This is a genomic window from Butyrivibrio hungatei, assembly GCF_900101605.1.
Lineage (GTDB): Bacteria > Bacillota > Clostridia > Lachnospirales > Lachnospiraceae > Butyrivibrio > Butyrivibrio hungatei_B.
On sequence record NZ_FMUR01000003.1, the window covers coordinates 325,930 to 352,199 of the forward strand.

Consider the following 26,270-nt stretch of genomic DNA (forward strand, 5'->3'; position numbering starts at 1 on the left):
TTAAACACGTTATAACGAAAGCGCTAACACAAAAAAATTTTTACAAAAAACTATATTTCGTCATCTCGTAAGATGAATATACCCCATCGGAAATTAAAACGCAACCACTTTTTCACAGAAAAAACACAGTTTCCACAAAAAGAGGGCTGAACCCACGCTCAGCCCTGTGTTACAAAGTTTCACTTTCGCAAAAAAAGTTCTTAGTTTCCAATTTACCGTTTCAGACCTCTGAGAGTTTGAAGCATCTCATCAGATGTTGTGATCACACGGCTGTTAGCCTGGAAACCTCTCTGTGTCGTAATCATATCAGTAAACTCTTTCGATAAATCTACGTTACTGGATTCGAGCACTCCGGATGTCATATACCCTCCGTCAGCAGTGACATCCATAATCTGCGCTTCTCCCGAATTAAGAGATTCCGCATAAAGATTGTCTCCAACCTTCTCTAGTCCCATGGCATTGTTAAACTCCGCAACAGCTATCTGTGCAATCTTAACCGTCTGTCCGTTGGAATACTTAGCAAACACCGATCCGTTGTCCGTAACGGACAAACCGGTCATGGTTCCGTTTGCATATCCGACATTTAACCCTCTCACATCTCCCTTATATAAATAAAGAGTAGAGTTGTGAGATGCAGTTGTGCCTGCATAGTTTGTCGTATTTGAAAAGTCTATATTGAGAGGTCCAATCATCGAAGCTCCGCCTCCGAATGTCATGGTCACGATTCCGTTATCGCTTCCCCCCGCATCTATAAGCTTTCCCGAACTCTTGTCGTAAACAAGATTGATATTGGTATCTGTAGTGTTTTGAAGAAGATTACCCTCATCGTCCTGTACAGTGGAAAGAGAAAGTAAATAAGTATTATCTGCGTTATCTCCTCCGTCTGTCAGATTGAACTTAAGAGTATAAGTTCTTCCGTCATTGCCGAATACTTCAAGTCTCATGCTCTTGCCGTCTGCCTCATCGAAAGAGCCGTCAAGACTATCGATATTCCCTCTGAAATATGATGCGGATGTTGCTGTTCCGCCTATTGTCTTAGTTGCATCAGTAATAAGATCAAGTCTCGTCACATTTGCTCCCGGTCTGATTCCGTCTTCACCCATAACACCCATTACATAATATCCGTTGTTCTGGGTTACGAGACTTCCCTGCGCATCGATCGTAAACGCACCGTCTCTGCTAAAATTCCTGGTTTGGTTGTCAGGACTGATCACAAAGAAAGAATCTCCCGTGATCATCATATCAAAGGCATTCCCTGTAGTCTGCATGGAGCCCGACTTTGTTATATTTGTATATATTGAGGAAACCTTAGATCCAAGTCCTACCTGAGCAGCATTTGTAGTTGCAACGTTATCTCCCGCTCCGGTTCCGTTCTTTACAGTCTGATAAAGAACGTCAGAAAATCCCGTTGCCTGCGACTTATATGCTGTTGTATTGACATTGGCAATATTATTACCAATAACATCCATTTCCATTTGATGGGTTGTAAGTCCGGAAACACCTGACCAAAGCGATCTCAACATGAACACATACCTCCAAGTACCGTTGCATTATCCACTACCTGCTATTTCCTTTATCGGATGCTTTCTTTATTTCCTTTAGAGCAAAATAAAAAAAAGTAAAAGAATTTTTCAACGATGACTGTGTTCTTGTGTTCATAAAAATCAGATTACTTTTTTACCATTGATCACCCCTTTCGAACATGATAAACATTCCTCATTGGCATAGTACTGCAAACCCATTCGAAATACTTTATTAACATTTATTAAAATATTATCACTCATAGTGTAACATTTCAATAGTTTTTTATAAAAAAATAAGGCTTTCACCCCGATGAATTCTACGTTCATCCCCATTAAGGATGTGTAAATCCCAGAGTAAAAGTCTTATTTAATATAAGTCCATATTATGTAACAACTATACGAAACATCAGGAATTTTTCATGCTTATCCTGCTGTTTGCAGGCACCGAAGCCGTAATAAATGCGTTAGCACCTATGACGCTTCCCTCGCCTATTATAGTATCTCCGCCCAGTATTGAAGCACCTGCGTAGATAGTAACATCATTTTCAATAGTGGGATGTCTTTTAACCCCCTTAAGTGCCTGTCCGCCTCGCGTTGACAATCCACCGATGGTAACACCCTGATACATCTTGACATGCTCACCGATGATCGAAGTCTCACCGATAACAATGCCGGTTCCGTGATCGATCATGAAATACTTTCCAATCGTAGCGCCGGGATGAATGTCTATTCCCGTCTTGGAATGTGCATACTCAGTCATCATTCTCGGAATAAGCGGCACCTTAAGAAGATAGAGTTCATGTGCTATCCTGTTGATCGATGTCGCAAAGAGTCCCGGATATGAAAGAATTATCTCTTCCTTACTGTAAGCTGCGGGATCTCCCGAATAGCAAGCCTGAACATCGGTATCAAGATACTCTCTTATCTTGGGAATCCTCTCAAAAAACTCATGAGTTATCTTCCTTGCTCCGCACTCAAGAGTTTCATCACTGGCATCCCTATAGTCGTCACTATGCCTGAACGCTATCGCTATCTGCTTATTCATGTTATAGATGACATCCTCGATGACAATCGCGATCCTGTTCGCATCACTATAGCTCTTGTACACCTTATCTCTGTAATATCCGGGATACATGATCCTAATGAGCTTTATGACGATATCTTTTACAGCATCTCTGTCAGGCTGATTGTAGATATCCATATTGTCAATATCTCTTCCGTTTGAGTAATCATTGAGAATCAGATTTACAATATCAACGATTCCGTTTTTCATATTATCTTTGTCATACTTATAATTGTAATCCATCGCAATTCTCCGAATTGGTATTATTTGCTTGACGCTCAAACCATATAATACCATAATAATCGAGAAATTAGGAATTTTTTAGGAGAATATCAATGAATTTTTATTTTGCACCGATGGAAAGCATAACCATGTATCCTCTGAGAAACATCCATAAAGACATGTTTGCGGGCTCTGTTTCCAAGTACTACTCACCTTTTGTCACAGCCGCAAAGAGTAAGCACTTTAAGAACAGGGAAAAAAATGACATTCTACCCGTGCACAACACTCCGTTCTTCGAAGGAAACGTCTCCTCCCTGGTTGTTCAGATAATGTCGGGAAACTCTGAAACTTTCCTTTGGGCGGCAAAAGAGATCGCACAGCTCGGCTACAAAGAGATAAATCTCAACCTCGGCTGCCCCGCTTCCACTGTCGTAAACAGACACAAGGGTGCAGGTCTTTTGGCCGATCCCGATTATCTTGACTCCATGTTATCTGAGATATTTGAGGCAAAAGAAAATACGCCCGAATTAAAAGATATTGAAATTTCTTTAAAAACAAGACTCGGCATCGCAGATGAGAACGAAGCCGGAAAACTTATGGAGATATACGCAAAATATCCGATAAGCGAACTCACCGTCCATGCAAGAGTCAAGGATGACTTTTATAAGAACACTCCCCGCCTTGATGCATTCTGTAGCAGTATGAAAAGATACAGAGAATGCGGCGGAAAGGCTCCCATATGCTACAACGGAAACATCTTTTCCAAAAAAGACTATGAAGACACCATGGATAAGTTTGAAAGTAACGGCATCACAAACGAAGTAAGTTCTATGATGCTCGGCAGAGGAATTCTTGAAAATCCGGCACTTGCAAGAGAACTTACAGGCGGTGAAGTGCTTACCGCGCCCGAGTTAAAAGAATACCTGACAAAGCTCTACGCAGGATACGAAGAATACATACCCGAGGACAGGAACGTTATCTTTAAACTTCTTGAGCACTGGGCATTTATACATACTCACTTTGCAAACTGCGACAAATATCTTAAGGCAATAAGAAAAGCCCGCAGCAAAGGCGAATACCTCGCTGCGGTCCGCAATATCTTTGCAAGTTGTGAATTTAAGTAATAATCTTTCTCAATATTCAAACAATTTGAAGATCATATGAAATAGTCTTTTTAACAGATTGTTTTATATGGTCTTCCCTGAATCAAGCCACACTATCCTGTCTCCGTATTCAGCACACTTCTCTGAGTGCGTTACCTGAAGAATACTGATGCCTTTCTCCTTATTTATTTTCCTGAACAATTCCATTATCTCAGCACCGGACTTTTTATCCAGATTACCTGTGGCCTCATCTGCGAGAATAAGTTTCGGATCCCCCATAACAGCTCTGGCTATGGCAACTCTCTGCTGCTGCCCTCCCGAAAGTTTTGACGGGTATTGCTTCCTCTTTTCCGTAAGACCTACGATGTTCAGGATTTCATCGAGCTTCTTCTTAAGGCTTGCTCTGCTCTTTCCCGCAACAAGCTGCGGAAGCATTATATTGTCCTCAACATTTAGATTCTGTACCAGGTTATAGAACTGGAAGATAAATCCGATGTCATTAAGTCTTATCTCTGAAAGCTCTTTTTCTTTGATATTCGAAATGCTCTTTCCGCATACGGAAATATCACCGGTAAAATCCCTATCCAAGCCTCCGATCAGATAAAGAAGGGTTGATTTGCCGCTTCCCGAAGCGCCCATAAGAGAGACAAATTCTCCTTCTCTTACATTCATATTAACTCCGTCCAGAACCTTGGTGCTTACTGTCTTTTCGGATCCAAACACTTTCTTTACATCTTTTACCTCGATTATATTCTCCATTTTTCATTCTCCTTATTCATACTTTAACTGTTCTGCAATCTTCATTCTGTTTATGTCTCGCATAGTCTTTATGATCGTTATTCCAAATGTAAAGAACATAACCAATAAGAAAACAACGGTTTGTCCGACATTTATAAACATTTCCTGTTCCATTATCGCCTTCAAAGCTTTTATAAATACCACAGTCTCAACAAGACCTGCTACTGTTCCGAAACCGATTGCTATAACGCCAGATAACACTGTCTCTTCAAAGAACAACTTAACAAGATTTCCTTTGCTCATAGCAGTCGAAACAAGAACTGCACTTTCTCTCTTTCTGCTCTCAAATCCAACTATTTGGTTACAATATATACCTATTACCGCAAGCGAAACTCCGATGATTATTATCATATAGAGAAGTGCGAGCTCACCTCCGGAAAGATCTTGAATCTCTTTTATGTATTCATCAATTGTATTAACTTTATCTATAGTGCTGGATGAATAGCTCTTAATAAGCTCAGCGGTTTTCACCGGATCATCCGTCTTTATATAGGCTTTACTTGGTCTGTCCAGATAGATCTTTTTATATAATTCAAAAGGTAACACGATTGTTCTGTTTGAACTGTCAGCCTGACCGGAATCGATAATTCCTGCAACCTTGAAGGTACCTCTGTAAGGAACAACCCCTTTTGCATCAAACAGTATTTCCGCATTGTCTCCGGCTTTAAGCTTCAGCTCCCTTGCTAATTTTTTGGCTATATATATTTCATCGCCGCTTATAGAATCAGGAAGCCCTTTATAACCTTGATTCAGTTCCGGATTGCCATACGTTCCAAATACTTTGATATTTGTAAGCTCATCATCAAATTTTTTAACATACTTATTCTCAAGATAGTCTTCTATCTTCTCTTTTCCCACAAGGATGCTGTTATCTCTTGAATAGTCAAATTCAACCTTATTTACACCATCAAGTGTTTTGATGTATTCATATGATTCAACGTTTTCTGAAAGTCCTCTGAGGATTACATCCGCGTCCATCGGAGGTGTTACTACATCATGTTTTAATGAAGAAATGTAAATAAACATCACAAGGCATACACTTGTAGCTATAAATGCAAGCTTTGAACTTCCGATCGAAGTCTTATTGCTTCTAAGATTTGTAGCCGCAAGACCAAGTATAGGATTATTTACCTTCATGCTGATCTTTTCGATTATCTTTGACGCTGTTCTGAGCACAAACGGATATCCGCAGAAAAGAGAAAGCACCATAAATAGGAATCCCAAAACGCCGGGAACAGGGCTGTCTTTAAACGCCGTAAACGCCAGAACGGAAGCAATGCCTGCAATAACTGCACAAACAATCGATATGATCTTATTCTTGTTTTTATATTTGTATTCTGTGTCCTTATTATCAAAAATAATATCTCTGATAGCTGTATTGGTAGATTTAAGAAGTTCTCTGAGCGGGCAGAGCATTTCCACTACGATTGCGCCTATAATTACCGCGATCATAACAGGAACCGATACATTTCCCAGATTCATTTCAACTTCCATGCTTCCCGCGCTTACCGTAAAAACAGAGTTAAATAAAGCATCTCTTGAAGCCCTATAAAGTCCGGTTCCGATCAAACCACCAAACAATCCGTAAAACATATTTTCAATGAGTATAATTCGTGCCGTAAGATTCGGTGAAACTCCAAGGCTTCTCAAAGTTCCGATCGTCGACATTCTGTCACGCATTATTCTCTCAGAAAGTGTTATAGTCACAAAGATGACAAGTATCAGCGTTACAAGGAAAAGCATTTTAAACATATTACTAATTGTATTTATCTGATCCTGCACCATCTTTTCGCCCATTAGATCCTGTACTTCATAATTGGGGAATCTTTCTTCCATCGCATCGCAGAATTCACTGACTTTTGACTTATCCTCTACCTTAATATAAACAGCAGTATGTTTCGGTCTGCCATCATAGCACAGCCTTGCCATTCCTTCATCCGAAATAACAGCAGAATACTCCGATTCAAGAAGTCCGCTTAATTTCGCTATTTTCTTGATCCTATACTCTACATCGACATAGTTGTCACCGTAAACTTTTAAAGGATCACCCTCATTAAGTTCAAGTTCTTTAGCCATAACTTCATCTATGATGATATCGTTCTCACTAAGATCAACATCTTTCGGAATAATTCTCATTTTTGAAGCGCTCTCAACATCCACACCGGATATATTAAGCCTTTTCTGATTGTAATACGCATACATCTGGTTGTTACGAACCGTCACATTCGAAGTTTTGGATGAAACATATGCCGCTTCATAACCGGAAAGACCTTCAAAATCACTTTCCTCTATGTCATCAGACGAACCCACAACTACATTAGCTGCTCCCGCTACCGTATTAAACAACCCTATAAAAATATTTTCGACACTGTTGCTCATATCAAAAGCAAGCATGCCCGAAAATGAACAAATAGTAATTGTAACCACAAGAAATAATGTCATAAGTGGTTTTGCAAATATATTTCTGAATGTATGTTTTAAAATAACTCCCATGTTACCACCTTTCGACTCTCTTTTCAGGAGCGACATACATACCGTCACCCTCTTTTACGTCATAGACTTCATAGAACTGCTCACAGGAACTTAGAGGAGCATTTACCCTTACAGGTCCGGGGCTGTGCACATCAGTGTGAAGACCAAGAATCCCTTCTACATCACTGCTGATTCCTCTCCATATCTCCGCAAATCCTTCATACATTTCAATATAGTCTTCCTTTTCTTTTGCAATATTGGAAATGCACTCTATAGCACCGATATCCGCATAGTTTTCACCAAGGGTCAGCTCTCCGTCCACATGATATACATCCATGATCGTGCAGGCATTGTAATAATCAATACACATATCAGCTCTGTCCTTTAACGCTTTTCTGTCTGTTTCATTAAGCCATTCCGGATTGTAATTTCCTCTGTCATCCCAATTCATAAATGTCGAATCAAATGCATGACCAACCTCATGAGCAATGACCATTCCGAGTCTTCCGATATTACTGAATTTGCTGTAATTCTCGTTAAAGAACGCGCCCTCGGTAATCGCAGCCGTGATAACTACCATATTGTCCGGCATAAAACATGCATTAACCGTCTGAGGTTGCATTGTTCCTCCTCTCTTAGGTCTTGGTCTCTTTATTAATTCCTTAAAATTCTCAATTTTTAATTTCTGCATGTTCTTATATGTTTCAAAAGAATCTTTTCCAAGTACGTTTTCTTTTCCAATGATCACTTCACTGTAATTGCCACCGGTTGTGAATTCTATATTTTCAAGCTTATTGAGAAGCTTGGTCCTTCCATCTTCAGTAAGCCATTCTGCTTTTCCTATAAGTTCTCTGTAAGAATCCCTGATACTCTCACACATCTCCCGTACTTTCTCATCTTTTGATGCAGGATAATACTTTTCCGAATATATTCTTCCAAGCTCATCCGAAAGATCGCTCATTATCTTAATCTTTGCCTGCATATCCGGATTTTCGGTATCTGTTCCGTATGCAGCCTTAAGATACTTGTATTTGTCAGATAAAAACTTGTTACATCCGTCTACATAATCGATGAGTAACCACGTTTTTAATGCTTCAAGATTTTTCTCGTCATTCAGCTTTTCAGCAATATATGCAAACTGTCCTTTTTCTGCAACAGTCCAAAAGTCGTACGGATTTTCAATCTGCAGCCCTTTTTCAAAGCTCTTAATATCAAACTTATACTCATCCATATCCTTGTCGGTTACAGCAGATACACTTACATAATCAAATTTCAGATCTTTACTTTTATATGCTATATCCAATGCAAACGCGGCTAAATTGTCAGCTGCTTTTTCAGCTTCTTTCTTCTCGTTTCCCAGCCCTACAAGAACTTCTTTTACATGGTCCCTTACAGCTGCTCTTCCTTCCAGCGATTCCGCAATTTCTTTATTTGTTTTTCCAAAGATCGATTTGATGCCTTCAAACCTAAAACCGTACTCTTTAGCGCGTATTGCACCGTCTCCAAAGTCAAAAGCAAGCACAGAGCTTATGTTATATAATCTTTTATACTTGCCGAGAAGTTCCATATATTCCTGCGTACTGGAAATTCCGGCAATCTCTTTTATTACGTCTTCAAGTTCCTTATCGGCATTACTTGCAGAAGCATCATAAGATACGATCTGTTTGTAATAATCGGCGATTATTTGCTCATCCTGTGAAGTATGTTCTTTTTTAGCATTTATCTCATCAATAAGCTCAAATAACTTTTTATCCGTTATCCTTCCACATTCATTGAACGAACCGAATCCATATTTGGGGTCGATTTCCGCCTCTCTAACGGCATTGGCATTTACATATCCAAAAAAATCGTCCTGCGGGCGTATATTGTATGCCGCTTTTGTTTTGGTATCTTTTCCTGCTTCGCTGCCATTTTCTTTAGCCTGAATATCTGCACCGTAAAATGAAAAACCAAGAACAGATGCAATAGTCATTCCGACTGCAATACCGCGTATTCCTTTCTTCATATCATGTTTCCCTCTTTTCATTTTCAGATAAATCCTTTCATGTGATCATATTACGTCTGTCATACTACGTTAAACATATTACGACTGTCATAGTATTTATACTACGTCAGTCGTAATATGTCAACAAGTTTTTTCAGATAAAAAAGCCAAAAAATATGCCTACTCTCCGTTATAGAGAGTAGACACCTTATATTTGCTATTTATTTTTTGTATTTTTCTTTGAATTTCTTTTCAAATTCATCGACCGGCATCGGCATATCAAAATAATATCCCTGGAACATTTCGCACCCGAGTTCTTTAAGAAAATCAAGCTGTTCCTTCGTCTCAACGCCCTCGGTAATAACTCCCATTCCGAGTTCGTGGGCCATGTCGATCGTATAATTTAAAATAACTTTAGCCCGGTTCTGATTCTCGGTCTTTCTCAAAAATCCCATATCAATCTTAAGTATATTGGCATTTATATCCTTGAGCATATTAAGAGATGAATATCCGCTTCCGAAATCATCAATCTCGACCACAAATCCATCTTTCTGAAGCCCGAGAATAAGTTCCGCGCACTTGGAAACATCGGTAGTTACAGCTGTCTCCGTAATCTCAATATTGAAATGGCGGGGATTAATATCATATTCTTTTACGAGATTATTGAATTCTTCTCTGATATCGATATAGTAAAGATCTTTGGGCGAAACGTTCACCGATATGGATACTCCTTCCATCTCGGTTCCCTTCCAGTAATCAAGCTGTTTTGCAGCAAGTTCCCATATATATCTGTCGAGCTTGTAGATAAGATCGGCCTTTTCAAGAACGGTTATAAATACTCCCGGCTGAATGATACCATTCTCCGGATGTATCCATCTTGCAAGCGCCTCCGCTCCAAACAGCTTCCCGTTAGCATATACCTGAGGCTGAAGATATATCCCAAACTGCCTGTTGATAATGGCAAAATCAAAGCTTGATAGGATTTCTTTTTCCAAAAGAGCGTTAATAAGCATGTCATCGCTATACCATGCTATCTCGCATACTCCGTCTTTGGTGATGGATTTGCACGCCATATAAGCCCTGTCACACATGAGCGAAATATCCATATCCTTATCTCTTATCTCATATACGCCAAGCTGAATATGCACGGAGTAAGACGTGCTTGTAAGGCGATTGGTAACCTCTTTTACAGCGCTCTTAAAATCCGCCTCAACAAATCTCTCCTTCGGCATGCAAAGTGCAAACTGATCGCCGTTTATCCTTCCGTATACATCTTCTTCTCTGACTCTCTGCGATATGGCATCCGCGATATTTACAAGGATATCGTTTCCCTTGTCCACTCCAAAGAGCTGATTTATCAATTTAAAATCTCGTATATTCGAATATACCAGCACATACTCCTTATCATCCGGAGTGCTCTGAAAAAGCTCCCTTACAGCCGCAATAAATCCCTCTTTGTTATAGAGCTGCGTAAGATCGTCATGTGTAAGCCGGTACTGTTCGCCGTACTCGCCCTCAAGAGAATCCGACACATTCTGAATGACATAGACGCTTCCTACAACCTTGCCACTCTCATCATGAACTCGTCTGAATCTGACGCGGTAAAGACGCTCTTTTCCCGTAGAATTGTATATTCGGCACCAGGTCGTAGCATCCACATCTATCCCCAATGTTCTCTTCCACGTCTCGAATGCCTCATATAACAGATCCAGATCTTCCAGAACATAGAACATGCTATAGGCTTTTCTGTTTGCATAGACACATTTCCCTGTATTATCAAGGAATATATATCCGTTATCATCCTGCTGAATCCCATAGGAAATAAGCTTAAGCAGTTCCTCGGGGTTCGATTCTTTATTATAAAAATATGCATTTTTACCAAAGATTTTTTCAGTATTCATATTTTAAATTTTATAATATTATGATAATTTATTCCAGCAAAAAACATAAACATCAATAATTATTCATGGTAAATACTATATATTCCCGACATTCATTACCGTTCCGACAGATACATAGTTATCAAGAACAGCTCTGTAATCCGTGCCGTCTTCCGCTTCAGGTGTAAAAACTCCGTCAACCATGTATCTTGCTCCGCCGTTATCAAGTTTCTCAACTTCCTTGTACCCGTCTTTATAAACCATCCCACGCGACACACCGCGGTCATAGAGCACACCTTTGCATTCGGAAACAGGGCAAAAAGGGAAGTTGACATTATATATCTTTCCCGGAATAAACTCAGTATCTATGAGCTTTTCCAATATCTCATGAAGGTATCTGTCCGAAACTTCATGACACTTTCCCGCACCTTCCGAAAAAGCTATCGCGGGAACTCCTTGAAATTCCGCCTCAAAAGCAGATCCGCAGGTCGCAGAATACTGAATATCCGAAGCGACATTGTATCCAAAATTTATCCCGCAGAGCACAACAGTCGGCTTATCAGGTACTATCGTCGTACATCCGAGCCTTACGCAGTCGCCCGGTGTCCCGCTGCATGAATATGCATGAACACCATATTTACTCTCAACAGGATATTCAACGGGGAAAATATCTATCTCATGCCTTAAAGTAATGCTGTGAGAAGCCGCACTTCTCTCACTTTCAGGTGCAACTATCCATACTTCGCCAAACTCGGCTGCCTCTTTTACAAGTCTTAAAAGTCCCTCCGACTTTATTCCGTCATCATTGGTTATAAGTATTCTTCTTGTCATTCTGCCTTTTCTCCAATATCTGCCTTAATAGCCCATCTCATCTTGGTTGATTTACTTCTGGGATTTATCCTGCACTCCTCCGCAGACGGTCTTATCACATCTTCCGATATTTCACTGTACACACCGGCTTTTTTAAGCTCTTTAAACGACTTTTTGACCAGCCTGTCTTCTCCCGAATGGAATGTAAGTATCGCTGCTCTTCCACCCGCTTTAAGCACCGAAGGGAGCTTATCCAGAAAAGAGTAAAGCACTTCAAATTCACTGTTTACGTCTATCCTAAGCGCCTGAAAAACTCTGGCACAACTCTTTTTTACAGTTACTGCTTTCTCCTCCTTAGGAACCTTCCAAAGTGCCGCTTCAATGGCCTCTCTGAGCGCTGTTGTGGTATCCATGGAATTTCCTTTTTTCATAAGTGAAAAAACTTTTTCCGCGATTTCCTCAGCATACGGCTCATCGGAGTTTTCTACGAGCATTCCGATAAACTCTTCTTTCGTGATATTGTGAAGACGCTCCGCCGCCGATTCACCACCGTCAGGGTTAAGCCTTAGATCGAGAGGTCCGTCGATCTTATAAGAAAAGCCTCTTTCGGGATTATCTATCTGCATGGAAGATACGCCCAGATCTGCCAGAACAAAATCAAACTTTCCTGCTTCTTCACATATTTTATCTATATTTTCAAAATTTATCAGCCTAAACTTAAACACATCTTCGCCATATCCGGCGTTCCTAAGTCTCTCGACGGTTTTCTTGGACTCTATGGGATCGATATCAAGTCCGTAAATACAACCGTTTCCCTGCAATTTCTCAAGCATCTTCGAAGTGTGTCCACCATATCCGAGCGTACAATCAAGCCCCTGCTGCCCCGGCTCTATCTTAAGAAAATCCAGTATCTCTTTTACCATGATCGAAATATGCATTCCCGCCGGCGTAGAGCCCTTTGATATAACATGCTCAACCACATCCTTGTATTTCTCAGGATTGTGCTCTTTATATTTTTCTTCAAATTTCTTGGGATACTTTCCCGAATAACGAACCCGTCTCTTATGCTGCTTTTCTTCCACGCTTTTCTCCAATCAATTAATAATGAGTCAAGGGGACGGTTCTTTTGACTCCTTTTAAATTTCGTGTCAACTCGATGCATTAAATACCAATTTTGCGGGAGTCAAAAGAACCGTCCCCTTGACTCCCCAATTCAGTTCTATTTTTCAATTGTATCAAACTAATCTTTATAAGCAAAAGGTTTAATAGTTTTTTTAGCTTTGTTTTTGGTCGTATATAGTATTATATTAATACCTTTTCGTAAGATGTGAATGGAGGTATTATGCACGAAACAACTCAGATTACGTATGAGTTGGGCACGGTGAATATTATCCTTAACTCCGAGAGTCGGAACGGTCAGGATGCTCCGGACTTTCACTTTACAGACTACGATCAATTACTGTGTTCCTGCTTTACGCCAAAAGAATTAGAGCAGATAGCTGAAGGTGAAAGTGCTGAGCTCACCTTCAATCTGATAATGGATGATTCATATAACGGCGGTCTTATTGACAGTCATTTATCCAATTTTGCAGAGATTCCCGGAAAAATCTTTGAAGGCCTTACCAAAGGCGCATACATGAGTCTTGATGTACAAAAATCACTTGGAAACAATGAACAATCGGAGCTTGAGATGTTCTATGAAAATATAGATTTTCAACTCGACATTCCAATATCTCTCATAAAAGAAAATCGCGAATATTTCATTTATATTGACTTCATGGGTAGTACCGAATTGTTCGAAGATATCGATAAAGAAATCGAGACAATATCAATAAATACAAACGCCATAGGCTCGAGCTTACTTCTGTACAAAGAGATGCCGCGAATAGCAAATGCAAAAATAAATTATGACAATGTCTATGGTGGCAAAACCCAGTATTTATGCGTGATTGGGATAATCGCACTCATCCTATTATGGAAGAGAATTGATTTTTTACATAAAAAAGAATAAAAAACCTATTGCTTTTCTCAAAACAGCGTTATATAATGGAGAACGTCGTCGGGGTGTGGCTCAGTTGGTAGAGCACTATCTTAGGGAGGTAGGGGCCGCGTGTTCGAATCACGTCACTCCGACTAATAAAAACCGCTCAATTTGAGCGGTTTTTTTGTTTGTTTCAAATCTTGTTGAGCTTTTCTACTCTTCCTGCTGCGCGTCGGATTCTTCATCTTCTCTGATAATTCCAAGTATAGTCTCCGCATTTTCTTTCGTGACTTTAACATAATCACTGCCGTAAAAATGAGCAACATTTTGCTTTTTCATGTATGAAAGTATCGTTCCTGTCGTAAGGCGTGCCTGCTCGACATAGTTATTGAATACGGTTCCGACGATTTTTCCTTCAAGGATTTTCTCGAGTGCGACTTCAAAAGCATCTGCACCGATAATATATACATCCTTTCCCGCTTCAAGGCCTGCTTTATTTACAGCTTCCAGAGCCCCGACAGCCATCATATCGTTATTACAGATGATAACTTCCACAGATGGATTCTCCGCAAGCGCCTCGGTAACAACATATTCCGAGACATTCTTATCCCAGTTGCCATTACCTTCAGCAAGCTTTTCAACGCTCCAGCCCGCATTTTTGAGTGCTTCTATTGAGTATCTGGTTCTGAAGTAGGTATCTGCGCTGTTCTTCTCGCCTTTTACCATGATATATTGCAATACACCGTCACCGTTCTTATCAATATTCTCAAATCCAAGGTCTATCAGCATTTTGCCCTGAAAAGTTCCCGCCTGCCTTGCATCACAACCAATATAAGTAACGGGTAGATTCTCGCTTTCCCACCTTATCTCTTCAGACGCTTCCGGTTCACGGTTGACATACACAAGCGGAACTCCAGCCTCCATCGCAAGATCTGTAACCTCGGCTGTTTTAGACATATTAACCGGATTTACAACAAGAATATCAACACCTGAAGAAATAACCTTCTTTAGCTGCAACATCTGATATCCGTGACTAAACGCAGAATTGACCACGGTTATGTTTTCTTCCTTGAAGCCTGCATTCACAAGGTCTTTAATAAGCTCATCCTTAAACAAAGACATATATGTGTCGGATAACTTGTAAATAAATACTCCAACCCTCATATCGGCGGGAGTCATCTCCTTTTCTTCTGCTGAAGACGCCACGCTCGCAGCCGCTTCAGCTTCCGTCTCTTCGATATTTTTTTCAGAACATCCTGCAAGCAAAGCAGTAATCAAAACAGAAACTGTCAATACTTCAAACAATTTCCTTCTCATTTCTTTTATTCCTCTCCATAAATATGAAGGTGCTGACTTAATTCAAGATCATGTCAGCACCTATCAAAAACTAAATTATGAATTATGATCATTCAACCGCAGTACTTCCGTCAGAATAAGTAATAACCCAGTAACCTTTCCCGGTTCCGCAGTCTTCATGGTAAGTCTTGTCTACAATTGTACGCTCCGCACCGTCATTATCTGCTCCACTACTTAATGAGCTACTTTCCAATGCGGAAATATCATATTTCTCCTTAAGTTCCTCAAGTGTCAACTTCTCTTCCGTCTTTTCTTCGTTCTTTTTGGTAACATTTACTGTTGATGCCTTTACAACCGGCGGCGCCGTTTCTTCCGAGACAGCCGCTGTCAAAAAGTCTTTGTATTCAGGCACTGCCTCACACAAAATGATGTTGAATACAATGACACAAGCCATCAAACCCATAAATACCATTGTTGTTACCGCTACTTTTTTCATTACTAAAAATCCCCTCAAAAAAATATTTTACTGATAATATACAGTCCATGACGCCGTCTTTTCAATAGGCCCCGCAGGATATTTGTCATAAGTCTGCTTGTAATATCCGCTTCCCTTTGCGTCCTGCATCTCCGTATCAAAGATGTACCACTTATCGCCCATCTTAACTTCCGTCCAGGCATGTGGCGTTCTTCCGCCGCTTGCAGCCGCTACCGTTCCGCTGCACACCTTTGCATCATATCCAAGCCCCCTTGCAATATAAGCAAATGCTGCCGCATATTTATAGCAGTTCCCCTTTCCGGAAAAAAGAATCCGGCACGCGTAATCTCTCGTCCAATCCCCTACGGGAACTTTCATTTCCCTTTCATAGGAAACCTCGCTTATAAAGTGATCAAAGCACCTTTCAAGCTGCCTGCTCTGCGTCATCGTACCGTCTGTACACTCTTCGATCACAGAAGCCACAAGTCTCATTATCTCACTTTTTGGCTCGATAAGATTACCATTTTTGTCCTTCCATCTGATACCGTACTGCGTATGAACAAAGTGCTCTCCCGGCACCTTATCCTCTGTCAGGCCGTCACCCGCCTGCGCATTGACAGTATTTATTATCTGATTCTTTAAGTCGGTCCCCACTCCAAGAAGCGCATTCTCGCCTATCGAAGTTACACTCGCCGGAATCCTTGCACTTGAAAGCGCCGGCGGAAAACACAGCAGAACCGTTTTATTCTTGTTGTAAAGGCAGTCACTGAACGACGAGTAATAAGGATTCTTCTCGCTTACGGTAACAGATCTCAGTTTAAAAAGACCTTTAAAAGCATCCGAAGTGATCGAAGTCACATCACTGCCTATATGAACTGTTGTAATCTCCGGATTCTTGCTAAAAGTAAGCGCATTTATCTCAGTAGTCCCCGAAGCTCCCAAATTAATGGTCGTTCCGACCGCTACCGCAAAAGAAACTATAAATGCCGCAATTCTCTTGGCTCTCCGTATAATATTCCGCTTCATTACTTTTCCTTCTTTGGCTTTTCTGTCGCCACTTCAAACTTATATCTTATCTTCGAATATGAAACTACATCTTTTTTATTGCCGCCTTCATTGGGATGCTTGCCGTATCCGGCCGTTGCGGTAATTCCGTCTCCGTAGCCTTCTTTTCCGTCAACAATTACCTGACACCACTGATCTTCCCATGAATTTATATTCTTGTGCACCCATGATATTCCGAGATAATCAAGAATAAGTCCGAGAGCCCTTGTAGCTCCCGCGCATGAATACTCGCCTCCTATAAAGACTCCGTAAGCAGTGCGGTATATCTTACCTTCTGTGGTATATGTTCCAAGATCGCAGTATGCCTTAACTATTCCTGCCGCATATGCAACTTTCTCAACTTCTTTGATAGGCTTTTTCTTGGATGATTTGGACTTCGATGAACTCGATGCGCTTGATGCACTCGATGTCCCCGACGAATTTCCGGCATCTGCGGCATTTTCTATAGCTTCAGCGATCTGCTTTGCTATATTTCTTGCCTGTATTTCCTGATCGTATGTCATTCCTCCGTTGTCGTGCTTTGTCTTTGGAATGACGATGACATCCTTATCTCCTGTGGGAACAACAAATTCCGTGCTGTCTCCAATAAGTCTGTTGGCTACCCTGCCCTCTTTTTTACCAAAAATAACCCAATGTTCAACGAGCTTGTCGGGATTGGCGCCAAAGGCATTTCTAAGATCTGCATAGTTCAGATAGTAATACAAAGGATTGTATTCCGCTTTATAGTCAACTCCGTTATATACGGTGGTTGCTTTGGAAAAAGCCGTGTACGGATCATCTGCGGCATAAGCCTCTAAAGTTGCCGTGCCCGAAAAAGACACCCCCGTAAAAACAGCCAATGAAAGCATTGCCGAGAACGCTTTTGCCTTTAAGTTTCTCATATATTTTTTCCTCCGAAATGGGATTTATGTTCAGTATATAGATTTTATCGACATATTTTACAAAAAGTTTAGGTTTATGTTATTATAGTTCGGAATATTACAATTTGGAACAAATATATTTGAAATATAGGAGTGATCATCCATGCGCAAAAGAGGCCTATCTGCGATAGTCCCGATCATATTGATCGCCGGACTTACTATTGCGGAAGTTTTCTGTTCCTCTGTTCCGACGCACGCAAAAGAAGATAATTCAAATCTTCAAAACGAAACTGCAAGCAACGGAAATACTACTTTAAATGACAATCCGGTAGTAAAAAGACCTGAACAGACCAAAACCGGCAATGATGAATCGACCTACACTGCCAAGACATCCATTGATAATTCATCATCAACCCCCACAAAAGAATTAATTACGACAGAATTATATACAAAAGAATCAGAACCTAAAGTACCGGATAAGCCGATAGAACCGCTTCCTGAAATACCTGTAAAAGAAGAATATAAGGAAATCGAATATCCTGTACCTGAAGATTTACCTTCTCCAAGAGTTACTTTCCGTATTCTTGACAGCTCGGAAGGTGATATCGACAGTTCAGTTGCTTATTCCACAGGAAACAGCTACATCGCGGAAATTGAGATAGACGGCGCAATAGGTGAAAAAGCAGAAAATAAGTTTTCACCTTCAACTTCTGATGATTCGAATATCAAGATCAGCGGTATAACTTTGCAAAATGAGATAGCATCTTCTCTAAACAGCTATCCTACCGAAGATGATATCAAAAAATATTGCTCTTTTAACCCGAAAACCCAATACATCGCCTGGTATTACATAAACGCCGATTACTACGACGATATCTATGTAGACGGTGTCATAAGAACACGTACTACTCCCGTGGAAGAAGAGCCTGTTGCCGAAAAAGAACCTGCTGTTGAAAAAAAGCCTGAATTTGTCCCCGATGTTACGATCAAGATCGAAACAACCTGCGACATATCAGAATTTGAATATGACGGTGAAGAACACTATTTCGGTGGTTTCAGCATCACTGTTGAAGATAACGATCCGGTCGTAAATTCCGTGACCACTTTCTTCGATGCACTCGGTAATTTTGTAAGCAAGAAAGTAAATGCGGGAGAAAACGGCTCAGGAACTTATTTTGAGCACAACAATATCAGATACTGGGTTAATATCGATGCGGCTTACATACGTGCCAAGCAGATAGCCGCATTTGACAATATCCCTTTCATATTCAACAATGAAGTAATCGAGCCTAAAGATATTGTAGTAAAAGTAGTCGACGATGCCGGAAATGTAATATCTTCCGTCCCGACAACTCAGATTGCCCAAAATAAAACTTCTTCTCAGAAGAAACTTAAAGTAACACCCAGAAAGCTTACGATTGAAGCAGGTACAACTGTTCAGAACTACTCAGGAAATACTATTACAAACAAAGAAGTTAAGATTACTTCCGGTTCGCTTCTTAAAGGACACGAACTCGTTGATGTTGTTATAAACGGAAGCCAAAGCGGTATAGGATCCTCCGTAAATGAAATTACCAGCTACAGGATCATCGACGAAAACGGCAATGACGTAACCTCGTACTACGACGTAAAATGTACAAACGGTAAACTTGTTCTTGTCGACGGAAACAACGGAAACAGCAGCAAATCAAGTAATGATACCACTACTGATACCGCCCCTGTTTCAACAACCAAGGCAAAAGACAAGAATCTTCCGAAAAAAGCTCTTATAATAGGCGGTAAGACTCTGGAAAAGACAAGTTCAAAAAATGACGATAACGTCCTCGGTAAGACGAGACTTGCTAGAATGTCAAAGACCTATGATGCATCAAACACAGGTATTAAACTATGGATTATATTGATAGCGGCAATAGCGGCAATCCGCCTGCTGATGCCGGAGTCAAAGAGCCTGAAAAAATAAAAGATTTAAAGGGAAACGCTAAAAAACGTTTCCCTTTTATTTTTTATCATATGTAATTCATGGCGTCTGCAACAGATGAAACGCCGACGATATTTATATTCTTTGCACTCTTTTTAAGTTTGCTTTCAAGAGCTTTTGGTACTATGCATGTCTTAAATCCAAGTTTTTCCGCTTCCTGAACCCTTGAATCAGCCATATTTACCGAACGGACTTCACCCGATAATCCGACTTCACCGAATGCAATAACGTCATCTCCTATCGGCTTATTCTTAAAGCTCGATATAAGCGCCATACAGATTCCAAGATCAAGAGAAGGCTCCGCAAGTTTCATTCCGCCTGCCAGATTTACATAGGCATCATATTCTCCCATTTGAAGGCCCACACGTTTTTCCAAGACCGCCATAAGAAGATTTACTCTGTTATAATCGGTTCCGTTCGCCTGTCGGCGTGGAAATCCGAAATTACTCCTGCATACAAGTGCCTGAATTTCTATAAGTATCGGCCTTGTTCCCTCTACGGAACAAGTCACTATCGATCCGCTGGCATTTTCAGGCTTTCCCTCAAGCATAAACTCGGAAGGATTGGTAACTTCGGCAAGTCCCTTCTCCTGCATCTCAAAAACACCTATCTCATTTGTGGATCCAAAACGATTTTTGACTGCACGAAGGATTCTGTACGAAGCATGTCTGTCGCCTTCAAAATATAAAACGGTATCCACCATGTGTTCAAGAACTCTGGGACCCGCAACCTGCCCTTCTTTAGTCACATGTCCGACTATAAATACAGTAATATTAAGGCTCTTTGCTATACGCAAAAGAACAGCCGTAGACTCTCTTACCTGTGAAACGCTACCGGGCGCCGATGTCACGGAATCGCTGAACATCGTCTGTATGGAGTCAATGATTACTATTTCAGGCTTTGCCCTGTTTATCGTCTCTTCTATGTTTTCAAGATTGGTCTCACACATAAACTTAAGAGTATCGGAAAAATCTCCGATCCTGTTTGCACGAAGCTTTATCTGCCTAAGAGATTCCTCTCCCGAAATATACAGAACCTCTTTCTTATCGCCCGAAAGATTCCCTGCAACCTGAAGAAGAAGCGTTGACTTACCTATTCCGGGGTCTCCTCCCACAAGGATAAGAGAACCTCTTACAAGTCCTCCTCCAAGCACTCTGTTAAGCTCATTTATATGTGTATCCGCCCTCTCCTCGTCTTTCATCTCTATTTCAGACAATGTCTTAGGAGTGCTTCTTCCGTTTCCCGAAAGCCCCGTTGATGTTATTCCCTGCTTTTTGGATGCCGGCTTTACGGTCTCTTCCACAAAGGTATTCCATTCCTTGCATCCCGGGCACTGTCCCATCCATTTAGACGATTCATAGCCGCAATTTTGGCAGTAAAAAACGGTTTTTATCTTTGTTGCCATAATCTTCTCCCTCAGTTCAAAAAATGCATTAAACATACGTAGAGGGCTCTTCGAATACCATCGAAAAGCCCTCTCTATAATTTTTACTTCTCAACTTTTACGCTAATAGCGCCATTTCCCGATAACTCAACACTCAGATTAAGTTTCCCTCCGAGGTTTGTGCTCATCTTGCCGATACTGTTACCGTTCACATAAACACTGTACTCTGTATTTTCAAGAAGTCCGAGTGTAATCTGTGCGTCATTTTCGCCTTCAACACTAAACTCGACTCCTCCTTCCGTCTCTTTAAAGCCTAAAACCGCAGTGCCCGGAACGGATTCATATAAGAAATTGTCGTTACACTCAAGCTTTGTAATGTCCTTAAAGGTCTTTACTTTAAATACATCTCCGTTGTGTTCAAAATTTTCAAGTTTTTTCTTTTCATTAAGCTCATAGTTACCGAAGCTGATGCTTCCATCATTCTCGGCACGTATCAACTGCTCTACGACAGCCATAATAACCCTCCTGAGATTTGGTGCTAATAATAGTTATAATTATTATAATTCATATCGATCTAATTATAAACTTAAAATTCACTTATTTTTTTGACGTCTTTTTGGCACTTTTTATACTTGTCTTCGAAGCAGGCTTCTTTGTCTTTACAGAAGTCTTTGTTTTAAGGGGCTTTTTGGCCTTAGTTGTCTTCACTGTGACCTTTTTTACAGAAGTTTTCTTTCCGTCTGCCGAAACAAATACGATCTTCTTATCCTTCAAGGATACAGTTACATCGCTTCCCGCTTTGATATTGCCTTTTAAAAGTTCTTCAGCCATTGCATCCTCTATGGATGACTGAATAGCTCTCTTAAGAGGTCTTGCTCCCATTTTGGCATCAGAATGTTTCTCAATAAGGAACTTCTTTACCGCAGGAGAAATAGTGAGATTGATATTCATCTGCTCCTTGCATCTCTTGCTGAGATTGCGTGAAAGAAGCGTAACAATATCCATCATCTCTTTCTCTGTGAGGGTATGGAATACCTGTATCTCATCAATACGGTTGATGAATTCAGGCTTAAAGAGCCTCTTTACTTCCTCCATAACTCCGGACTTCATATCTTCATAATCCTTCTTAGCATCATCGCCCGCGCCAAAGCCGAGTTTCTTTGGATCAACGATTTTCTGTGCACCGACATTTGATGTCATGATGAGGATGGTATTCTTAAAACTTACCTTACGTCCCTTTGCATCGGTTATATGTCCGTCATCAAGCACCTGAAGAAGAACATTAAAGATATCGGGATGTGCCTTCTCGATCTCATCAAACAGGATTACCGAATATGGATGTCTTCTTACTTTCTCACTGAGCTGTCCGCCCTCATCATATCCAACATATCCCGGAGGCGATCCGATCATCTTCGATACCGAATGACCTTCCATATACTCCGACATATCAACTCTTATAAGTGCATTCTCATCGCCGAACATAGCCTCGGCAAGAGCCTTTGAAAGTTCTGTCTTACCTACACCTGTAGGTCCGAGGAACAAGAACGATCCAATAGGTCTGTTGGGATCCTGAAGACCTACTCTTCCTCTTCTGATAGCCTTTGAGATCGCGCTTACAGCCTCTTCCTGTCCTATAACTCTCTTATGAAGAACCGACTCAAGTTTAAGAAGCTTCTCGGATTCCTTCTCCGCAATCTTTTTGACGGGAATTCTTGTCCACTGGGCAACAACTTCCGCAATATCATTTTCATTTACCACAAGGCCTTCGGAATTTACTTTTTTCTTATCCGCATTTTTTACCCTGCTGTATTTTGAAATAAGTTTCTTCTGCTCACTGTTAAGCTGTCCGGCAAGATCGAAATCATCGTTCTTAAGCGCGTTCTCAATCTTAAGATCGTATTCAGCAATACCGTCCTCAATCTCTTTAAGCTTGGGTGATATTCCCACAGCGTGAAGTCTGACTGCAGATGCCGCCTCATCAATAAGGTCGATGGCCTTATCAGGAAGGTTTCTGTCATTGATATATCTCTCGGAGAGGTCAACTGCCGCTTTAATAGCCTCAGGAGTGATCTTAACCCTGTGATGCTCTTCATATTTGCCGACTACGCCCTTTAATATCTCCTCTGCCTCTTCTTTAGTAGGTTCATCCACATTGACAGGCTGGAAACGTCTCTCAAGAGCCGCATCCTTCTCAACATATTTGCGATACTCTGTAATCGTTGTAGCTCCTATCATCTGAATCTCGCCTCTTGCAAGAGAAGGCTTAAGAATATTTGATGCATCTATCGCGCCCTCAGCTCCGCCGGCTCCGATAAGAGTATGCATCTCATCCACAAAAAGAATTATATTTCCGTCATCAATAACTTCCTTAATGACTTTCTTGATTCTTTCCTCAAACTCTCCTCTGTACTTAGATCCGGCGATCATTCCGGAAAGATCCAGAGTAACAAGCCTCTTATCCTGCACCGTAAAAGGCACATTTCCCGAAACTATCCTCTGTGCAAGGCCTTCAACAACAGCAGTCTTACCGACGCCGGGTTCACCTATAAGACAGGGATTATTCTTGGTCCTTCTACTCAAGATCTGAATAACTCTCTGTATTTCTCTTTCTCTTCCAACTACAGGATCAAGCTTTTTCTCACGTGCAAGCGCGGTCATATCCCTGCTGTACTGAGCAAGAATAGAACCCTTTCTGCCGCCTCTGGGATTAACCTTTCGACCAAGGTCCTCTTTTACAAGATTTGGATCTTCTCCCATTGCTGCAAGTGTCTCTGCATAAATTTTCTGCACAGGGACATTGAGCGTACTTATAAGTCGCACAGCGACATTTTCACCCTCTTTTATCAGAGCCAAAAGAATATGCTCGGTTCCGGTCTTATCTGCCTTAAATCTTTCAGACATGATATGTGAGTCCTCAAGAACTTTCTCCGCTCTTGGTGAAAAACCGTCTCTGTCAAGAGTTCTCACACTGCTTCCGGGAACGATAAGATCCTTTATCATATCCATCATTCTGGACTCATCAATTCCGTTATCCACAAGGATTCTTGAAGCCACGCTTCCATCCTCAAGGATAAGTCCCATAAGAATATGCTCGGTTCCGACATAGTTAAGTTTTAGATTCCTTGCTGTTTTCTTGGCGAGTCTAAGTGCATCCTCGGCCATGGCAGTGAACTGATCATTCATATCCCATCTATCCTTTCATAATTATCATATAGCTTATCTACAAGTTCATGTATTTCGTCTCGATCTATTCCCTTACAAATTGCTCTTGCCAGAACAACCGCCAGCTCTGACTGAGCTTCCTGAAGCGCCTGAAGTCTGTTGATATCAATTGCGATTATGGCACCGCGCCTTCTGTCTATCTTAACAAAGCCTTCTCTCTGCAAGATCGAATAAGCCTTGTTGACGGTATGCATATTGATACCAATAGTTTCCGCAAGCTGCCTCACGCTCGGAAGCTGCTCTCCCTCACGAAATTGAGACGTAGCTATGCCCAAAATGATCTGATTACAAAGCTGAATATAAATAGCTTCATCACTGTTAAAATCAATCTCTATGATCATCTCCGCCTCCTATTGCATACTTGTGATATATTTAGTATAACACGTGATACAGATTCGTCAAACCGAAACAAATTATCTATATAACCATATGCTATCAGAAGAAAAAAATCGCTTGCCATAGAACAAATCTATAACAAGCGACTTTATTTATCTTATATTATCTGTCATCGTCATCCAGATCAAGGAATTCGAATTCAAAATCGTCATCATCTCCGAGGAAGTTCTTTGCCCTTCTCGTTGAAGGCTCTTCCGGTTCGATTTCTTCTCTCATACGTCTCTCAGAAGGCTGTCTCTCTTCGTATCTTGAATCTGAATACATGGAATCGTCATCTCTTCTCGAAGGTCTTACAGTTCTTTCCTCTGCACCTCTCGAAGGACGCTCTTCAACCTGGTCATCCGCTCTTCTTCTAAACGGACGCTCACCTCTTGAAGGTCTTACAACTCTTTCGTCATCATCAGCAGGTGCCGGTCTTCTGGATGGTCTTTCCTCCACATCAGCGGCCGCCCCTCTTCTCGAAGGTCTTTCAGCCGCATCATCGGCTGCGCCTCTTCTTGAAGGTCTTTCACCCGCATCATCGGCTGCGCCTCTTCTTAAAGCACCTCTACGGCTTTCACGAGGTTCATCCTCTTCGTCTTCTTCCCTCGCGCGTCTTCTGCCCTTAGGTCTTACATCCTCATCATGATCGTCTCTTGCAGGACCACGGGAACGTTTCTTGGAAGGTGTCGAATAACGATCGTACTCGTCTTCTTCCCCTTCATCATCATCGTCCTCATCCTCTTCATCATCATAATAAGCTGCGTCTCTGAGCCTGATACCGAGAATGATAACCAAAACAAGCAACACAACGGCAACTGCGCCAAGCGCGATCATAACCTTTGTAACCAATGCCAGCTTATCATGGAATTCCTTGGCCTGTTTCGCAAGCTTCACAATCTGAGGAATCTGCATTTTCTGCGGCTTATCTGAATCTGTACCCGAATTATCGGTAAGATACCATGTATCCTCTTCGTATGAAATGGAATACTGTCCGTCTCCTGTTTCTGTAGGAGCTGTAGGTTCTCCGTCACTCGTAGCATCCGGTTCTTCCAGTGACTCTTCGCCGTTTTCATCGCCAAGCTCTGCTCCACCCATAACATCGTCAACAGCTCCAAGCTCAGCTATTACATCGGGGCTTCCGTCATCATTTGACGGAGCGTCCGTCTGCTCTGATTTAACAGATTTCGATGCTACGACCGGAGTTTCAGAAACGAGATCACTTCTGACATATCCTTGAGAACCGTTTTCTCCGAAAGTAATTTCATACCATTTCTTTCCGTCGGAAGCTTTTGTTTCTCCGACGATCGTTACAATATCGCCTTTTTTTACTTTTCCGACAGCATCTTTATCAGTGCCGGCGCCCTGTCTTACAGTTCCGTTCTCAGCCAAAACTTCTACGGATCTCTGATCTACGGCCGTTGTACCCGAACCACCTGAGGAATCCCCCGATGATCCGCCGGATTTGCTGACAAGATCGTTTCTTATATAGCCGGTCTCATCACCTTTGACTTTAATCTTGTACCATATGGTTCCGGATTCATCTTTCTCCTCACCGAGGATGTCGACCGTTGCACCTTTTTTTACACTCGATACCTGATCCGACGATGTACTTGCCGACTCCCTCACCTTAACATTATCTGATGTTACGGTTCCGGTTGTTGTCGTAAAAGCGTGCGCACCAATCCCGAAGCCGATAAAAACTGCTAATGACAATGCTAGAGAAAGTATAGTGTTTCTAATTATCTTTTCCATCGTATTCTTCATACAGCCTCCTTT

Annotated in this window: 20 protein-coding genes and 1 tRNA gene; 4 read left to right on the forward strand and 17 right to left on the reverse strand. The window is 41.3% G+C overall.

Annotated features, from left to right (window positions below):
• Positions 1-212: 212 nt before the first annotated feature.
• Positions 213-1,523, reverse strand: a complete 1,311-nt coding sequence (locus BLP87_RS01440; protein WP_074461110.1) for a flagellar hook protein FlgE — start codon at positions 1,521-1,523, stop codon at positions 213-215.
• 406 nt (positions 1,524-1,929) lie between these two features.
• Positions 1,930-2,829 (reverse strand): serine O-acetyltransferase EpsC, encoded by a 900-nt coding sequence (epsC, locus tag BLP87_RS01445; RefSeq protein WP_074461111.1) that lies wholly within the window; start codon positions 2,827-2,829, stop codon positions 1,930-1,932.
• Positions 2,830-2,921: 92 nt separating this feature from the next.
• On the opposite strand from epsC, the gene BLP87_RS01450 reads away from it, so the two are divergent.
• Positions 2,922-3,932 (forward strand): tRNA dihydrouridine synthase, encoded by a 1,011-nt coding sequence (locus tag BLP87_RS01450; RefSeq protein WP_074461112.1) that lies wholly within the window; start codon positions 2,922-2,924, stop codon positions 3,930-3,932.
• A 63-nt stretch (positions 3,933-3,995) separates the two neighbouring features.
• Here BLP87_RS01450 and BLP87_RS01455 read toward each other — a convergent pair whose 3' ends face one another.
• From BLP87_RS01455 to rsmH, 6 genes are all read right to left on the reverse strand, one after another.
• A complete protein-coding gene (locus BLP87_RS01455; protein WP_074461113.1) occupies positions 3,996-4,670 on the reverse strand; it encodes an ABC transporter ATP-binding protein in 675 nt (224 codons plus the stop codon).
• A 12-nt stretch (positions 4,671-4,682) separates the two neighbouring features.
• Positions 4,683-7,202, reverse strand: a complete 2,520-nt coding sequence (locus BLP87_RS01460; protein ID WP_074461114.1) for an ABC transporter permease — start codon at positions 7,200-7,202, stop codon at positions 4,683-4,685.
• A gap of 1 nt (position 7,203) precedes the next feature.
• Entirely contained in the window at positions 7,204-9,186 is a 1,983-nt protein-coding gene (locus BLP87_RS01465) for a M13 family metallopeptidase (protein WP_074461115.1), read from the reverse strand.
• Between the two features lie 200 nt (positions 9,187-9,386).
• Positions 9,387-11,066, reverse strand: a complete 1,680-nt coding sequence (locus BLP87_RS01470; RefSeq protein WP_074461116.1) for an EAL domain-containing protein — start codon at positions 11,064-11,066, stop codon at positions 9,387-9,389.
• A gap of 75 nt (positions 11,067-11,141) precedes the next feature.
• Positions 11,142-11,876 carry a 5'/3'-nucleotidase SurE gene (surE, locus tag BLP87_RS01475; RefSeq protein ID WP_074461117.1) on the reverse strand — a complete coding sequence of 245 codons (735 nt, stop codon included), beginning with the start codon at positions 11,874-11,876 and terminating at the stop codon, positions 11,142-11,144.
• Positions 11,873-12,937: a 16S rRNA (cytosine(1402)-N(4))-methyltransferase RsmH gene (rsmH, locus tag BLP87_RS01480; protein ID WP_242871788.1), complete on the reverse strand. Its 1,065-nt coding sequence runs from the start codon at positions 12,935-12,937 to the stop codon at positions 11,873-11,875. The genes surE and rsmH overlap by 4 nt, the downstream gene beginning before the upstream one ends.
• A gap of 260 nt (positions 12,938-13,197) precedes the next feature.
• Here rsmH and BLP87_RS01485 point away from each other — a divergent pair, with 260 nt between their 5' ends.
• Positions 13,198-13,866 carry a hypothetical protein gene (locus BLP87_RS01485; RefSeq protein ID WP_074461119.1) on the forward strand — a complete coding sequence of 223 codons (669 nt, stop codon included), beginning with the start codon at positions 13,198-13,200 and terminating at the stop codon, positions 13,864-13,866.
• A 49-nt stretch (positions 13,867-13,915) separates the two neighbouring features.
• Positions 13,916-13,988, forward strand: a tRNA-Pro gene (locus tag BLP87_RS01490).
• Positions 13,989-14,049: 61 nt separating this feature from the next.
• Here the strand turns inward: BLP87_RS01490 and BLP87_RS01495 are convergent.
• From BLP87_RS01495 to BLP87_RS01510, 4 genes are all read right to left on the reverse strand, one after another.
• Complete coding sequence (locus tag BLP87_RS01495; RefSeq protein ID WP_074461120.1) at positions 14,050-15,153, reverse strand: substrate-binding domain-containing protein; 1,104 nt, start codon at positions 15,151-15,153, stop codon at positions 14,050-14,052.
• Positions 15,154-15,241: 88 nt separating this feature from the next.
• Positions 15,242-15,628 (reverse strand): hypothetical protein, encoded by a 387-nt coding sequence (locus tag BLP87_RS01500; RefSeq protein WP_074461121.1) that lies wholly within the window; start codon positions 15,626-15,628, stop codon positions 15,242-15,244.
• A gap of 27 nt (positions 15,629-15,655) precedes the next feature.
• A complete protein-coding gene (locus BLP87_RS01505; RefSeq protein WP_074461122.1) occupies positions 15,656-16,633 on the reverse strand; it encodes a transglutaminase domain-containing protein in 978 nt (325 codons plus the stop codon).
• Positions 16,633-17,553: a hypothetical protein gene (locus BLP87_RS01510; protein WP_074461123.1), complete on the reverse strand. Its 921-nt coding sequence runs from the start codon at positions 17,551-17,553 to the stop codon at positions 16,633-16,635. The genes BLP87_RS01505 and BLP87_RS01510 overlap by 1 nt, the downstream gene beginning before the upstream one ends.
• A 142-nt stretch (positions 17,554-17,695) precedes the next feature.
• Between BLP87_RS01510 and BLP87_RS01515 the strand changes: the two genes are divergently transcribed.
• The gene (locus tag BLP87_RS01515) at positions 17,696-19,492 is read left to right on the forward strand and encodes a hypothetical protein (protein WP_074461124.1); all 1,797 of its coding nucleotides are present in this window, start codon (positions 17,696-17,698) and stop codon (positions 19,490-19,492) included.
• A 46-nt stretch (positions 19,493-19,538) separates the two neighbouring features.
• On the opposite strand, the gene radA is transcribed toward BLP87_RS01515, so the two are convergent.
• The 5 genes from radA to BLP87_RS01540 all read right to left on the reverse strand — a co-directional run bounded on the left by radA (position 19,539) and on the right by BLP87_RS01540 (position 26,258).
• Positions 19,539-20,915: a DNA repair protein RadA gene (radA, locus tag BLP87_RS01520; protein ID WP_074461170.1), complete on the reverse strand. Its 1,377-nt coding sequence runs from the start codon at positions 20,913-20,915 to the stop codon at positions 19,539-19,541.
• Positions 20,916-20,998: 83 nt separating this feature from the next.
• Positions 20,999-21,409 (reverse strand): endosialidase, encoded by a 411-nt coding sequence (locus tag BLP87_RS01525; protein WP_074461125.1) that lies wholly within the window; start codon positions 21,407-21,409, stop codon positions 20,999-21,001.
• Positions 21,410-21,491: 82 nt separating this feature from the next.
• Entirely contained in the window at positions 21,492-24,077 is a 2,586-nt protein-coding gene (locus BLP87_RS01530) for an ATP-dependent Clp protease ATP-binding subunit (protein ID WP_074461126.1), read from the reverse strand.
• Complete coding sequence (locus BLP87_RS01535) at positions 24,074-24,457, reverse strand: GntR family transcriptional regulator (RefSeq protein ID WP_026655383.1); 384 nt, start codon at positions 24,455-24,457, stop codon at positions 24,074-24,076. The genes BLP87_RS01530 and BLP87_RS01535 overlap by 4 nt, the downstream gene beginning before the upstream one ends.
• Before the next feature lie 157 nt (positions 24,458-24,614).
• Complete coding sequence (locus BLP87_RS01540) at positions 24,615-26,258, reverse strand: SH3 domain-containing protein (protein WP_074461127.1); 1,644 nt, start codon at positions 26,256-26,258, stop codon at positions 24,615-24,617.
• Positions 26,259-26,270 lie beyond the last annotated feature (12 nt).

Bases quoted from the DNA above. Each gene is read 5' to 3' on its own strand.
- BLP87_RS01440 (WP_074461110.1), bottom strand. From the start codon at position 1,523: ATGTTGAGATCGCTTTGGTCAGGTGTTTCCGGACTTACAACCCATCAA.
- epsC (WP_074461111.1), bottom strand. From the start codon at position 2,829: ATGGATTACAATTATAAGTATGACAAAGATAATATGAAAAACGGAATC.
- BLP87_RS01450 (WP_074461112.1), top strand. From the start codon at position 2,922: ATGAATTTTTATTTTGCACCGATGGAAAGCATAACCATGTATCCTCTG.
- BLP87_RS01455 (WP_074461113.1), bottom strand. From the start codon at position 4,670: ATGGAGAATATAATCGAGGTAAAAGATGTAAAGAAAGTGTTTGGATCC.
- BLP87_RS01460 (WP_074461114.1), bottom strand. From the start codon at position 7,202: ATGGGAGTTATTTTAAAACATACATTCAGAAATATATTTGCAAAACCA.
- BLP87_RS01465 (WP_074461115.1), bottom strand. From the start codon at position 9,186: ATGAAGAAAGGAATACGCGGTATTGCAGTCGGAATGACTATTGCATCT.
- BLP87_RS01470 (WP_074461116.1), bottom strand. From the start codon at position 11,066: ATGAATACTGAAAAAATCTTTGGTAAAAATGCATATTTTTATAATAAA.
- surE (WP_074461117.1), bottom strand. From the start codon at position 11,876: ATGACAAGAAGAATACTTATAACCAATGATGACGGAATAAAGTCGGAG.
- BLP87_RS01485 (WP_074461119.1), top strand. From the start codon at position 13,198: ATGCACGAAACAACTCAGATTACGTATGAGTTGGGCACGGTGAATATT.
- BLP87_RS01495 (WP_074461120.1), bottom strand. From the start codon at position 15,153: ATGAGAAGGAAATTGTTTGAAGTATTGACAGTTTCTGTTTTGATTACT.
- BLP87_RS01500 (WP_074461121.1), bottom strand. From the start codon at position 15,628: ATGAAAAAAGTAGCGGTAACAACAATGGTATTTATGGGTTTGATGGCT.
- BLP87_RS01505 (WP_074461122.1), bottom strand. From the start codon at position 16,633: ATGAAGCGGAATATTATACGGAGAGCCAAGAGAATTGCGGCATTTATA.
- BLP87_RS01510 (WP_074461123.1), bottom strand. From the start codon at position 17,553: ATGAGAAACTTAAAGGCAAAAGCGTTCTCGGCAATGCTTTCATTGGCT.
- BLP87_RS01515 (WP_074461124.1), top strand. From the start codon at position 17,696: ATGCGCAAAAGAGGCCTATCTGCGATAGTCCCGATCATATTGATCGCC.
- radA (WP_074461170.1), bottom strand. From the start codon at position 20,915: ATGGCAACAAAGATAAAAACCGTTTTTTACTGCCAAAATTGCGGCTAT.
- BLP87_RS01525 (WP_074461125.1), bottom strand. From the start codon at position 21,409: ATGGCTGTCGTAGAGCAGTTGATACGTGCCGAGAATGATGGAAGCATC.
- BLP87_RS01530 (WP_074461126.1), bottom strand. From the start codon at position 24,077: ATGAATGATCAGTTCACTGCCATGGCCGAGGATGCACTTAGACTCGCC.
- BLP87_RS01535 (WP_026655383.1), bottom strand. From the start codon at position 24,457: ATGATCATAGAGATTGATTTTAACAGTGATGAAGCTATTTATATTCAG.
- BLP87_RS01540 (WP_074461127.1), bottom strand. From the start codon at position 26,258: ATGAAGAATACGATGGAAAAGATAATTAGAAACACTATACTTTCTCTA.